10 protein-coding genes, 1 rRNA gene and 1 pseudogene are annotated in these 13,364 nt (G+C 63.4%); 7 read left to right on the top strand and 5 right to left on the bottom strand.

Annotated features, from left to right (window positions below):
* The first annotated feature begins 111 nt into the window (after positions 1–111).
* Positions 112–227, top strand: a 5S ribosomal RNA gene (gene rrf, locus NY023_RS09665).
* Positions 228–515: 288 nt separating this feature from the next.
* Positions 516–2,324 (top strand): ABC transporter ATP-binding protein/permease, encoded by a 1,809-nt coding sequence (locus NY023_RS09670; RefSeq protein ID WP_013971851.1) that lies wholly within the window; start codon positions 516–518, stop codon positions 2,322–2,324.
* On the opposite strand, the gene NY023_RS09675 is transcribed toward NY023_RS09670, so the two are convergent.
* Positions 2,321–3,550 (bottom strand): MFS transporter, encoded by a 1,230-nt coding sequence (locus tag NY023_RS09675; RefSeq protein ID WP_013971852.1) that lies wholly within the window; start codon positions 3,548–3,550, stop codon positions 2,321–2,323. The genes NY023_RS09670 and NY023_RS09675 overlap by 4 nt on opposite strands.
* Positions 3,551–3,851: 301 nt before the next feature.
* On the opposite strand from NY023_RS09675, the gene NY023_RS09680 reads away from it, so the two are divergent.
* Together NY023_RS09680 and NY023_RS09685 are read left to right on the top strand one after the other, a co-directional pair.
* Positions 3,852–6,086 (top strand): TonB-dependent siderophore receptor, encoded by a 2,235-nt coding sequence (locus NY023_RS09680; RefSeq protein WP_013971853.1) that lies wholly within the window; start codon positions 3,852–3,854, stop codon positions 6,084–6,086.
* Between the two features lie 131 nt (positions 6,087–6,217).
* Positions 6,218–6,757, top strand: a complete 540-nt coding sequence (locus NY023_RS09685) for a histidine phosphatase family protein (protein WP_013971854.1) — start codon at positions 6,218–6,220, stop codon at positions 6,755–6,757.
* A 3-nt stretch (positions 6,758–6,760) separates the two neighbouring features.
* Here NY023_RS09685 and NY023_RS09690 read toward each other — a convergent pair whose 3' ends face one another.
* The gene (locus tag NY023_RS09690; protein WP_013971855.1) at positions 6,761–7,546 is read right to left on the bottom strand and encodes a sulfite exporter TauE/SafE family protein; all 786 of its coding nucleotides are present in this window, start codon (positions 7,544–7,546) and stop codon (positions 6,761–6,763) included.
* Between the two features lie 217 nt (positions 7,547–7,763).
* Positions 7,764–8,357: a helix-turn-helix domain-containing protein gene (locus tag NY023_RS09695; protein WP_015269673.1), complete on the bottom strand. Its 594-nt coding sequence runs from the start codon at positions 8,355–8,357 to the stop codon at positions 7,764–7,766.
* Positions 8,358–8,471: 114 nt separating this feature from the next.
* On the opposite strand from NY023_RS09695, the gene NY023_RS09700 reads away from it, so the two are divergent.
* From NY023_RS09700 to NY023_RS09710, 3 genes are all read left to right on the top strand, one after another.
* A complete protein-coding gene (locus NY023_RS09700; protein WP_004375949.1) occupies positions 8,472–9,608 on the top strand; it encodes an NAD(P)/FAD-dependent oxidoreductase in 1,137 nt (378 codons plus the stop codon).
* Positions 9,609–9,620: 12 nt separating this feature from the next.
* Entirely contained in the window at positions 9,621–9,998 is a 378-nt protein-coding gene (locus NY023_RS09705; protein ID WP_013971857.1) for a RidA family protein, read from the top strand.
* A 243-nt stretch (positions 9,999–10,241) separates the two neighbouring features.
* Complete coding sequence (locus NY023_RS09710; protein ID WP_013971859.1) at positions 10,242–11,306, top strand: membrane protein; 1,065 nt, start codon at positions 10,242–10,244, stop codon at positions 11,304–11,306.
* Between the two features lie 112 nt (positions 11,307–11,418).
* On the opposite strand, the gene NY023_RS27710 is transcribed toward NY023_RS09710, so the two are convergent.
* Together NY023_RS27710 and mcpA are read right to left on the bottom strand one after the other, a co-directional pair.
* Positions 11,419–12,159 carry a methyl-accepting chemotaxis protein gene (locus tag NY023_RS27710; protein WP_370290711.1) on the bottom strand — a complete coding sequence of 247 codons (741 nt, stop codon included), beginning with the start codon at positions 12,157–12,159 and terminating at the stop codon, positions 11,419–11,421.
* 162 nt (positions 12,160–12,321) lie between these two features.
* Positions 12,322–13,350: pseudogene (gene mcpA / locus NY023_RS27715) on the bottom strand (methyl-accepting chemotaxis protein McpA); the annotation flags it as partial.
* Between the last annotated feature and the right edge of the window lie 14 nt (positions 13,351–13,364).

Raw genomic sequence — 13,364 nt, forward strand, 5'->3', positions numbered from 1 at the left:
TAGCGCAGATTGCGGTGGTGAAGACGAAACAACCGAAAGTTCGCAACATCACAAATATCGCATATCCGAATTCGCTGGGCTGTCCATCTGGACATTCTGGCAACAGAATTTCTTGACGACCATAGAGCATTGGAACCACCTGATCCCATCCCGAACTCAGCAGTGAAACGATGCATCGCCGATGGTAGTGTGGGGTTTCCCCATGTGAGAGTAGGTCATCGTCAAGATTCATTTCGCAAAACCCCTATCTGCGCATGCAGGTAGGGGTTTTGTCTTTATGGTGCAAAAAATCCCAAGCATACGCCGCCCCTGTGGGAGCGGGTTCACCCGCGAACACCGGCATAGCCGGTGCCATCCACCACGTCGCCCGCTTCACGGCGGTTCGACACCTCGACTCGCCCGCCCAACAGGGGCCCGCGTAGCTCCGAAGGCAATCATGAAATGTGCGTCATTTATGCCTGACGAATCACAGGTCAATGCTACGCTCGCGGAAATACTCAGCACGGATACCCATCATGGAAATGAACTGGCACCAGGCCCTGCAAGAGAGCCTGAGCTGGCTGGCAATCGCTTCGTTCATCACCCTTGTCTGCTTCACAGCAGCCGCCACACTGGCCGTACGTTGTACGCGCTGGGGTAGCCAGTTCTGGCAGCTTGCCGGGCCTTATTTCAGTTTCAGGCGCAGTTGGCGGCCGTTACTGGTGTTCGCCCTGCTGCTGGTTCTGACGCTATTCTCGGTGCGTCTGAACGTGCTGTTCTCATTCTGGTACAACGGCTTCTACAGCGCCTTGCAGGGCCTTGACCAAGCGGCCTTCTGGTACCTGCTCGGTGTCTTTGCAGTATTGGCCACCATCCATGTACTGCGTTCGCTGTTCACCTTCTATGTAAGCCAGGCGTTCAGCATCCAATGGCGAGTATGGCTGACCGAGCGCCTGACCCACGACTGGATGCACGGCGATGCCTACTACCGTGGCCAGTTCCTCGCCGAGCCCGTGGACAACCCTGACCAACGTATCGAACTGGACGTCAACGCCTTTGTCAGCAACTCGGTGACCCTCGCCCTGGGCGCAGTCAGTGCGCTGGTTTCGCTGGTGGCGTTCACCGGCATCCTCTGGGGGCTGTCGGCGCCGCTGGCCGTTGCCGGCGTGGAGATTCCCCGGGCTATGGTGTTTGCCGTGTACCTTTACGTCATCGTTGCCACCTGGATCGCCTTCCGCCTCGGACGACCGCTGATCCGCCTGAACTTCCTCAACGAAAAGCTCACCGCCAACTTCCGTTACGCGCTGATGCGTCTGCGCGAAAATGCTGAGAACATCGCTTTCTACCAGGGCGCGCAGGTCGAGCGGGGCACGTTGCTGGGTCGCTTTGGTGCCTTGATCGTGAATGCCTGGGCGCTGGTGTTCCGGAACCTGAAATTCAGCGGTTTCAACCTGGGCGTGAGCCAGGTCGCAGTGGTGTTCCCCTTCATTCTGCAGGCACCGCGCTTCTTCAGCGGGGCGATCAAGCTGGGCGACGTCATGCAGACCTCCCAGGCCTTTGGCCAGGTGCAGGATTCGTTGTCGTTCTTCCGCGAGTCGTATGATGCGTTTGCCCAGTACCGGGCCACCCTCGACCGTCTGACCGGTTTCCTCGATGCCAACGAGCAGGCGAGCGCTTTGCCACGCGTCATCACCGAGGACCAGGAGCATGCCTTGGCGATCAGCCGCCTGCAGGTGCTGCGCCCGGACGGGCATGCCCTTATCACCGACCTGGACCTTGATCTGCATGCCGGCCAGGCGCTGTTGATCAAGGGGCCGTCGGGCAGCGGTAAAACCACGCTGCTGCGTGCGCTGGCGGGACTCTGGCCGTACGCCGAGGGTGAGGTCAGGCGCCCGCTGGGCCACCAGGCTCTGTTCCTGTCGCAGCGGCCGTACCTGCCGCTGGGCGATCTGCGCACGGTCATCGCCTACCCGGTGGCCAGCAGACCTGAGGATGAAACGCGGATGCAGCAGGCCTTGCGCCAGGTCAACCTGGCCCACTTGGCCGAGCGACTGGAAGTCAGCTGTGACTGGTCACACATTCTCTCGGTTGGTGAGCAGCAGCGCCTCGCATTTGCCCGGGTGCTGTTCAACCGGCCGCAGGTGGTGTTCCTTGACGAGTCCACTTCGGCCATGGACGAAGGGCTCGAGCATGCCCTGTATTCTCTGCTGCGTACGGAAATGCCGGGGGCATTGCTGGTCAGTGTCGGGCACCGCAGTACACTGGCAGGTTTCCATACCCACCGGCTGGAGGTGGATGGACATGGCGGCTGGTCGCTACTGGAGCAGCAGCCAGCGCTGGCCTAGTTCGGATTGCCGGTGATCGGGGCCGGCCTGAGCAATACGACCCCGATCAAGGTGCCGCCGGCACATGCTGCGCCAAGCAGGAATGTCGCCTTGAAGCCGACCCCGTCCCACAGCAGCCCGGCCACCACGCTCGCCACCAGCAGCGCCATGCCGGTCAGCAGGTTGAACAGGCCGAAGGCTGTACCGCGCAGCTCCGCGGGGGCGCTGTCGGCGATCATGGCGGCAAAGATGCCTTGGCTGAAGCCCAGGTGCAGGCCCCAGGCAGCCACCCCCATGGCCAGCCCGGTCCAGCCCGGCAGCAGGGCCAGCAGCAGGTCGGCGACGACCAGCAGCCCCAGCCCGGTCATCAGCACGCCGCGGCGGCCTACGCGGTCCGACAGCACCCCCGCGGGGTAGGCCGACAGCGAGTAGGCCAGGGCCATGAGCACCAGCACTGCCGGCGCCCACAGCGGCGCCAGGCCCATGTCCTGGGCGCGCAGCAGCAGAAACGCCTCGCTGAAGCGGGCGAGGGTGAACAGCGTGGCCAGGCCGATTAGCCGCCAGTAGGACGGGCCCAGGCGTGCCAATTCGTGCAGGGCCAGCGGTGAGCGCACCGGCCGGGTGGTGGCCGGCGTTTCAGGTTCGCGCACGAAGGCGATGAGGATGTACACCGCCACGAACGCCGGGAGCACCGCCACCCAGAACACCGTCTGGAAATGGCTCGCGGTCAGCCACATCAGCACGATCGCCAGCAACGGCCCAAGGAAGGCGCCCACGGTATCCAGCGCCTGGCGCAAGCCGAAGGCTGCACCACGCAGTTCTGCGGGCGTGACGTCGGCCACCAGTGCATCGCGCGGCGCCCCACGAATGCCTTTGCCTACCCGGTCGACGAAGCGTGCTGCGGTCAACCACTCCAGCCCGGAGGCCATGGGGAACACCGGCTTGGTCAACGCCCCCAGGCCATAGCCCAGCACCGTGAGCAGCTTGCGCTTGCCCAGCCGGTCGCTGAGGGCGCCGGAAAACACCTTGGTGATCGAAGCGGTCGCTTCGGCAACACCTTCGATAAAGCCCACCGCCACTACCGAGGTGCCAAGCACGGTGACCATGTACAGCGGCAGCAGGGCGTGAATCATTTCCGAGGAAATGTCCATGAACATCGATACGAAGCCCAGCGCCCAGACGCTGCGAGGGATCTTCGACAGGGACCTGGTGGCGTTCATGGCGTGGCTTTCTTCGTGGCTGCGCATCAAGAGGCTCGGCAGAGGGTGCTACGTTCGAAACTGTAGGAGCCGTCACGCAAGATGCAAATCGGACAGGTATATGCAAGCAACAGCGCGAATAGTCGGGCTGCGCCGGCAACGCTGTCGTGTCAGCAAAGTTCCGGTACAAACATGTAAACTTCGTAAATAAGATTTAAACACAATTGCGAATCTCTATATTTGCTATCCCTGTTGGCCACCAAACTGTGTTTGCGAGGCCGGTGGGCGAGGGCTCCCGGTCTCCGACAGGGATGTGCCGTTTCGCTCATGAATCGCAGGAGATGTACCCATGCAGTGCAAGACTTCACCCAACAGCCTGGCCCTGGCGTTTGTCGCGCTGGCGTCACCGGCCATGGTGGCCACCATGGCCCAGGCCGAAGAACAGCGTACGGGTGAGGTGCTGGAGATGCCGGTCGCCGACAACGCGCTGGTGATCCAGGACACCCTGGTCACCGCCGAGCGCGAGGCACGCCAGGCCTTGGGTACGTCGATCATCACCGCCGAAGACATCAAGCGCCACCCGCCGGCCAATGACCTGTCCGAAATCATCCGCCGCGAGCCCGGGGTCAACCTGACCGGCAACAGCGCCAGCGGCGCGCGTGGCAACAACCGGCAGATCGACCTGCGCGGCATGGGCCCGGAAAACACCCTGATCCTCATAGACGGCAAGCCATCCAGCGCACGCAATGCCGTGCGCTATGGCTGGAACGGCGACCGCGATACCCGCGGTGAAACCAACTGGGTTCCGGCAGAAGCGGTCGAGCGCATCGAGATCCTGCGTGGGCCGGCGGCCGCACGTTACGGCTCCGGCGCCATGGGCGGGGTGGTCAATATCATCACCAAACGGCCCACCGATGAACTCAAGGGCAGCGTCAGCCTGTACACCCAGCTGCCGGAAGACAGCGCCGAGGGCGCCAGCCGCCGGGCCAACTTCAACCTGGGCGGCGGCCTGACCGACAACCTCGGCTTCCGCCTGTACGGCGGCCTGGCCAAGACCGATGCCGACGACCTGGACATCAATGCCGGGCATGCCACCAGTGCGCTGGTGGCGGGCCGCGAAGGCGTACGCAACAAGGACATCAATGGCCTGCTGAGCTGGAAGCTGAACGACGAGCACCGCTTCGAGGCCAGTGCCGGCTACAGCCGCCAGGGCAATATCTTTGCCGGCGACACCATGAACAGCAACGGCGGTGGTGACGTCGAGTTCGTGTCCAGCTTGTACGGCCACGAAACCAATGTGATGCAGCGCAGTACCTACGACCTGACCCACCTGGGCGATTTCACCTGGGGTACCAGCAAGACCGTGCTGGCCTACGAGTACGTGCGCAACTGGCGTCTGAACGAGGGCCTGGCAGGCCGTACCGAAGGTGCTCCCAATGCTGAAGGCGCCGCCATGTCGCGCCTGCGCAACACGCGCCTGAGCAGCGAAGTGAACCTGCCATTCGCCATGGGCAGCACCGAGCATGTGCTGACCCTGGGCGGCGAGTACCTGTACGAAACGCTCAATGATCAGGGCTCGCTGCGCCCACAAAGCTCGGACCCCACGGGTAATGACGGGCTCGTCGGTTTCGACCGCAGCAGCTCGAAGACGACCGCCCGCAGCTATGCGCTGTTCGTCGAGGACAACATCATTGTCGGCGACACCACCATTACCCCGGGCCTGCGTTTCGACCACCACGAAACCTTCGGCGACAACTTCAGCCCCAGCCTGAACCTGTCGCACAAGCTGACCGAAGCACTGTCGGTCAAAGGCGGTATCGCGCGCGCCTACAAGACCCCGAACCTGTACCAGTCCAACCCCAACTACTTGTTGTACAGCCGCGGCAATGGTTGCAGCGTGCAGCAGACCAACAACGGTGGCTGTTACCTGCAGGGCAACGCCGACCTCAAGCCCGAGATCAGCGTCAACAAGGAAATCGGCCTGATGTACGACCGGGGTACCTGGCGCACCAGTGCCACGTACTTTCGCAACGACTACAAGAACAAGATCGTCGGTGATACCGATGTGTTGTACACCATCGGCACCGGCAGCCGCGTGACCCAGTGGGACAACGCTGGCAAGGCGCGGGTGGAGGGTATCGAAGGCAACCTGTTCATCGAGTTGACCCCGGCCCTGGACTGGAACACCAACCTGACCTGGATGCTCGACAACGACAACCGCGAGACCGGCGAGCCACTGTCGGTGATCCCGGAATACACCGTCAACACCACCCTCGACTGGCGCGCCACCGAGAAGCTGTCGTTCCAGGTGGCGGGTACCTACTTCGGCAAGCAGAAGTCGCCGACCTTCAACGACCGCACCCAGCAAAGCTACGACAAGGCCGCGCAACAGGATGTGGAAGCCTACGGCCTGGTGGACGTGAGCGCCGGGTACAAGTTCAACGCCAACTACGACGTGCGGGTGGGGGTGAACAACGTGTTCGACAAGCAGATCCTGCGTGGTGGCAACGCCAGTACTTCGGGCGCCAATACCTATAACCAGCCAGGCAGGGCGGTGTTCGCTGCGCTGAATATCACCTTCTGACATCGGGGTGCTGTACGGCCCATTCACCGATAAACCGGGGAACACTGGCGCAGGCGGTGCCATATTTGTTGCGGCAAAAAGTGCCGCAGCATGCTAAACCTTGCGCCTCAACCCGCCATGAGAAAAAACCGGTGAAAGCCGTCCGCCTGACGCTGATCTGCCATGCCCTGACCCAAGCCCAGAAGTCCGGGCGACTGCACCATGCCGAAGACGGCATTCTTCCACTGGGCCAACAGCCTTTCGCCGACCTATCCGGTGTGCCGGTGCTGACTGCACCAGAGCGGCGAGCCTGCGAGACAGCGGCGTGGTTTTCTGGGCCGGTGCAGGTCGAGCCGGCATTGGCCGATTGCGACCTGGGGCGTTGGCAAGGGCTGACACTGAAGCAACTGCAGGCCGAGCAATCGCAGGCGTTGACCGAATGGCTTCAGGACCCGGCCAGTGATGTTCACGGCGGCGAGTCGTTCGCCGTGCTTTGCCAGCGCATCGCCGCCTGGCTGGCGGCCTTCGACAGGCCTGGTGAATGGCTGGCAGTTACCCACCCGATGGTGATGCGCGCCGTGCTTGTACAAGTACTTTGCTGCCCGATGAGCGCCAGCCAGCGAGTCGACGTGTTGCCCCTGTCGCGCCTGGAGCTGAGCTTTACCGGGCAATGGCGTCTGCGCCTGGGCTGAAGGTCAGAACGCCAGCTTGTAGCCAATCAGCAACAGCATCGCCGCCAGGCACGGGCGCAGCACGCGGTCGGAAATCCGCCCGGTGAGGTGGCTGCCCAGGTAGATGCCTGGCAGCGAGCCCAGCAGCAGGTAACCCAGCAGCGACCAGTCCATGTTGCCCATCCCCGCATGGCCCAGCCCTGCCACCAGGGTCAGCGGCACGGCGTGGGCGATTTCGGTACCGACCAGGCGGCGGGTGACCAGGAACGGGTACAGCAGGAACAGCGCCACGGTACCCAGTGCGCCAGCGCCGATGGAAGTAAGGGTGACCATCACCCCCAGCACCACGCCGGTAAGCACGGTAAGGGTATTCAGGCTGCGGTCGCTGAGGTGATAGTGGTCACCGGCATGGCGGCTGGCGAAGGCCTGCAGACGCGATTTGAACAGGATGGCCAGCGCGGTCAGGATCAGGACCACCGCCAGGCCTTGCTTGATGACGGCGTTGAGCGCCGATGTGTCGGTGTGCAGGGTGCTGAGGAACCACAGGGTCAGTGCCGCGGCGGGCACGCTACCCAGGCTGAGCAGGCCGGTGATCTTCCAGTCGACGTTCTTGTTGCGCGCATGCACCCAGACGCCACTGGCCTTGGTGATGGCGGCATAGAGCAGGTCGGTACCGACGGCCGTTGCCGGGCTGATGCCGAACCACAACAGGATCGGGGTCATCAGCGAGCCGCCACCGACGCCGGTCATGCCGACGATGAAACCCACGACCAGGCCTGCAATGGTGAAACCGAAAGAACCTACATCCATACGCTACTCGACCGCCCAACTTTGCCCGTTATCGGATGCAGCCAGCATATAGATTTTTTTATAGCCAAATAGACTTGTTCGTTATTAGGTTATAACCAGGTGCTGCCTGCCAGGGCCCTATCAAGCCGGCTCCCACACCGACGCATCAACCTCAAGGCCTGTGCAGTACCTGTGGGAGCTGGCTTGCCGGCGATAGGCCTTGGCAGGCAGCACCGGGTCAGCGATCAGTCATCACCACCATCACATGCGCATCTGCGCCATCGTCACTTTCCGACAGGTAGATATGTCCCACCTGGCTGTCGAAATACGCCGTCTCCTGCGGCCCGATGCTCACCGCTTCCCCGGTTTCGAACTCGATACGAACGCGCCCGCTCAGTACCAGCGCGAACTCTTGGCCCGGGTGGCGGATAAAATCGTCGAACTGGCCACGTTCACGGGCAATGATGCGGGCATAGGCGGGCGTCATGCGCCGTTCAGGGAAGTCGCCGGCAATCGGGTGATAGTCATAGGTGCCGGTCGAGTAGCCCGCCGCCGCTGGCAGTGAATCGACCACCACCGTCACCGGCACTGGTGCGGTTACCGTGCCGCTGGCGCGCAACAGCTGGGCAATGTCGACGTTCAGCGCCCGGGCGGCGGCGGCGAGTTTTTCGTAGCTGACCGAGACCTGCGCCAGCTCCATCTTCGACAAGGTGGACAGCGGGACGCCACTGGCTTCGGACAATTGCTTGAGTGTCATCTGGCGCGCCTTGCGCACCTGGCGCAGGCGCTGGCCGACTACGGCACGGTCCAGCAAGGGTAGGGCAGCGGGCATTCGGGGGTCTCGGCATGCGGCGTTGGTCGGGCATCTTACCTTGGACCCTTGCGTATTCGTAAATTCTCATATATTAGAATTCTCATATATGAAAATTCCCTGGCAGGAGCGTGCATGATCCCGATCTACGACACCCTCATCATCGGCGCGGGCATCGCTGGTGCATCCCTCGGTTATCGCCTGGCCGGCCGGCAGAAGGTGCTGCTGCTCGAGCGCGAGGCGCAGCCTGGCTACCATTCCACCGGGCGTTCGGCAGCCATGTTCATGGAGGCCTACGGCACTCCGCAGATACAGGCGCTGACCCGTGCCAGCCGGGCCTTCTACGAAGCACCACCGCAAGGGTTCTGCGAGCACCCGCTGCTGGAACCGCGCGGCTGCCTGTACGTCGCCAGCCTGGAACAGCGCACGCTGCTCGAGCAGACCCACGCACAGAACCTGGCCAACGGCACCGAAGTCAGCCTGCTCGACCGCGACGCAGCCCTGGCCCTGGTACCGAGCCTGCGTGCCGAGAACCTGGCCGGCGCGGTGCTTGAAGCGGGCGCAATGGATCTGGACGTACATGCCCTGCACCAGGGCTTCTTGCGCGGCTATCGCGCCGCTGGCGGTGAACTGCGCTGTAACGCCGAGCTGATCCAGGCCTGGTACCTGGATGACCTGTGGCAGGTGCAGCTGGGCGATGGCAGCCGGGTACAGACGCGCCAGCTGGTAAATGCTGCTGGCGCTTGGGCCGACCGAGTGGCCGAGCAGTGCGGGGTGGCGCGCATCGGCCTGCAACCCTGCCGGCGCAGTGCCTTCACTTTCCCAGGCCCGGCAGACCAGGATTTCGCCCGCTGGCCGGCGGTGATCGGCGTAGACGAAAGCTTCTACTTCAAGCCCGACGCCGGCCAGCTGTTGGGGTCGCCGGCCAATGCCGACCCGGTCGAACCCCAGGACGCCGCGCCCGAGGAGCTCGACGTGGCTTTGGGCATCTACAACATCGAAGCCATGACCACCCTGTCGATCCGCCGGCCGAGCCACACCTGGGCCGGGCTGCGCTCGTTCGTCGCCGACGGCGACCTGGTGATCGGTTTCGATGTGCACGCGCCAGCGTTCTTCTGGCTGGCGGCACAAGGTGGCTATGGCATCCAGTCGGCTGCGGGCGCCTCGCGCCTGGCTGCCGACCTGCTGCTGGGCCTGCCCCTGTGTCCCGGCCTTGTCAGCCAGGGGGTGGTGCCCGAGCGCCTGTCCCCGGCCCGTTTCCAGCAACCCTGAAAGGAGCATCCCATGAGCAATGATATCCAGCGTTTTCCCAGCAGCCTGCCGTTCCCGTTCTCCCGTGCGGTGAAAGCCGGCGGCTTCCTGTTCCTTTCCGGCCAGGTGCCGATGAGTGCTGGCGGTGAAGTGGTGCGCGGCGACATCCAGACCCAGACCCGCGCCGCCTGCGAGCGCATCTCCGAAAGCCTGGCTGCCTGCGGCGCGCGTTTCGACCAGGTAGTCAAGGCCACGGTGTGGCTCTCGGACATGAGCCACTTCGCCGGCTTCAACGAGGTGTACAAGGAGTTCTTCGGCGCAGCGCTACCGGTGCGCTCGACCGTGGCCTCGGCATTAGCGCTGGGGGTGGATGTGGAGATCGAAGTGCAGGTGTTCGTCGGCGACGCCTGAGCGGGCAGAAATCTGCGCATGAACAACTGTCTTGCGCAAAACCTGGAAGATTGCCTGGCCCTGTGGGAGCGGGTTCACCCGCGAACACCGGCGTAGCCGGTGCCATGCAGCGCGGTGCCTTCTTCGCGGGTGAACCCGCTCCCACAGGGCCAGCGCTGCATTCAAGGACGGTGGATTACCTGTAGGAGCGGCGGACTGACTTGCCCGCCAAAAAGCAAAACAACAATAAATCCAGAGGTTCACATGCAAGAGCAGCTGAAGATTGCCGGCGCGTTTGTCGGCGTGATCGTGGGGGCGGGGTTCGCTTCGGGGCGGGAACTGTTGTTGTTCTTTGTCGATTTCGGTGTGTGGGGGCTGGCCGGTGCGCTGGTCAGCGCAGCCTTGTTCACCTTCCTCGGCATGGCCCTGGCGGGGCTGGGCAATCGCCAGCAGGCCACTTCGCACAAGGATGTGATCCAGGCCATCTGCGGCCGTCACCTGGGCCTGTTCGTTGACTGGCTGATCACCTTTTTCATGTTTGCCGTCACCGTGGTCATGCTGGCCGGTGGTGGTGCCTTGCTGGAGCAGCAGTTCGGTATCCCCGCGCTGGCCGGCAGCGTGCTGGTGACGCTGGTTGTGGTGGGCATCGTGTGCCTGGATGTGCGCAGGGTGATCCTCGCTATTGGTGCCATAACGCCGTTGCTGATCCTGGTGGCCTCGGCGATTGCGTTGTACGCCGTGTTCAGCCGGGAACAGAGCTTCGCCCAGCTCGACCAGCTGGCCAGCCAGCAACAGGCGGGCGCCCGTCACTGGCTGCTGGGGGCGTTCCTGTACGTGTCGTACAACATCGTTGCCGGCGCGCCGATCCTGGCCATCCTGGGTGGGTCGGCCAAGGGCGAGAGAACCGCTGTATGGGGTGGGCTGCTTGGTGGCGCCGCATTGGGTGGGCTGATGCTGGTAATGAGTGCCGGGCTGTTGTCGCGCCTGGACAGCGTGGCTGACCTGCCGATGCCGATGCTGTCGATCGCCAACGAAGTATCGCCACTGCTGGGGCTGGTGATGTGCCTGATTATCTTCGGCATGATCGTCAACACTGCGGTGGGTACGTTGTTCTCGTTTCTCTCGCGGCTGATGCCGGCGGGTACGGTGAGGTTTCGCTTGGGCTCGGTGGTGACCGGCGTGGCGGCGTTCGGATGCAGCCTGGTGGGGTTCATCAGCCTGGTGGGTGAGGTGTACCCACTGTTCGGCTACCTGGGTTTCGTGCTGATGGCGGCGGTGCTGCTGGCCTGGGTCCGGCGGAGCAAAGTGGTTAAAGCGGCGGTGGCGTAGGGGGCTGCTGCGCAGCCCGATCGCGACACAAGGCCGCTCCCACAAGGATCGCATGGCACCTGTGGGAGCGGCCTTGCGTCGCGATTGGGGCGCAGAGCGCCCCCCAGGGCCATCAGATCCTGAAGCTGCCTACCAGCTGCTTCAGGCGCCCGGCCTGCTGGGCCAGTTGGTCACAATGGCGCAGGGTCTCGTTGAGGTTCTCCACCCCTTGCTGGTTCAGGGCGTTGATCTGGGTGATGTCCAGGTTGAGGCTCTCGACCACGGCGGTCTGTTCTTCGGTAGCGGTAGCCACCGACTGGTTCATGCCATCGATCTCGCCAATACGCTGGGTCACGCTGGCCAGGCGCTCGCCGGCCTGGTTGGCCACCTGCACGGTCTGCTCGCTGGAAACCTGGCTGGTGTTCATGGTGTGCACCGCTTCGCGCGAGCCTACCTGCAGGCTGGTGATCATGCGGTGGATTTCTTCCGCCGATTCCTGGGTGCGGTGCGCCAGGTTGCGTACCTCGTCGGCCACCACGGCAAAGCCACGGCCGGCCTCACCGGCACGCGCCGCTTCGATGGCGGCGTTCAGCGCCAGCAGGTTGGTCTGCTGCGAGATGCCCTTGATCACGTCGAGGATCTTGCCGATTTCGTCGGTGCTGGCGTTGAGCGTTTCGATTTGCGCGCAGGACTCGCTGATGCGCTGCGACAGGGCGGTCATGGCACTGATCGCTTCTTCGACCACTTCACGGCCACCGTGGGCCTGCTCGCTGGCACCGCTGGCATGCTGCGAGGCATCGGCGGCGTTGCGGGCGATCTCCTGGGTGGCAGCACCCAGCTCGTTGATCGCTGCGGCCACGCTGTTGGTGCGCATGCTTTGCTCTTCGGAACCGATGATCGACGCATTGGAGGCATTGACCACCTTCTCCGACAGGTCGTGCACCAGGCGGGTTGCCGAGGACACTTCGCTGATCGAGGCATGAATGCGCTCGACGAAGCGGTTGAACGAAGTGGCCAGTTCGCCGAACTCGTCCTTGTTCTGCACGGTCAGGCGGCGGGTAAGGTCACCTTCGCCCTCGGCGATGTCGCGCATGGCGCGGCCCATGGTGGTCAGCGGGCTCATCAGTATCGGGATCAGCAGGCCGAGCAGGCCGGCGATGGCAGCCACCGCAATCAGCATCGCGATGATCGCCGAGGTGCGGAACTGGCTGAGCGCAGCGTAGGCCTTGTCCTTGTCGATCGACAGGCCGATGTACCACTGTGCCGAAGGCAGGCCGGCCACCGGGGCGAAGGAAATGATGCGATCCTGGCCATTGAGGGTGACATCCTGCATGCCGGCGGCGACTCGCAGGTTGCTGCCAGGGTAGATGTCCTTGAGGTTCTTCATCACTTGGTCTTTGTCGGGGCTGACGATCACCTGGCCATTGCTGTCGGCCAGGAAGGCGTGGCCGATGCCGCCGAAATCGACCGAGTTGATGATCTCGACCAGGGTGTCGAGGGTGACGTCACCGCCGACCACGCCGATCAGCTCGCCATTGTTCTTGCTTTTCACTGGCGTGGCGATGGTTACCATCAGGCCGCCGACAGCCCCCTGGTACGGGGCAGTCAGCACGGTCTGCCCGGCGCTGGCCGCGGCGCCGTACCACGGGCGCTGACGTGGGTCGTAACCGGCGGGCATCTGCGCATTGGGGCGCTGGGTGAACGCACCGGTGGCCTGGCCCAGGTAAGTGAACAGAAAATTACGCGTATAGGATGGCTGCTCGATCAGTCCTTCCAGGGTATCGCCAGCGCCTTGCTGGGCGATGTCCTGGGCCAGGTTTTCCAGCACCAGGATGCGCCCGCTCATCCAGTTCTGCACACTACTGGCGGTCAGTGCGCCCGACTGCTGCACCGAAGCTTCGATGTTCTGGCGGATGGTATTGCGTTGCAGGTAGTCGTTGTAGAGCGTGAACAGGGCAAATGCCAGGACCACGACACCGCAGGCGCTGAGCAGGATCTTGTGGCGAAATTTCAGGTTCATGTTTCGAGACCTTGGGCCAATGAGGGGAGGGCGCAGCGCGCTCATGACGCATTGCGGAA

The organism is Pseudomonas sp. NBB, from assembly GCF_032701105.1.
GTDB classification, from domain to species: domain Bacteria; phylum Pseudomonadota; class Gammaproteobacteria; order Pseudomonadales; family Pseudomonadaceae; genus Aquipseudomonas; species Aquipseudomonas asiatica.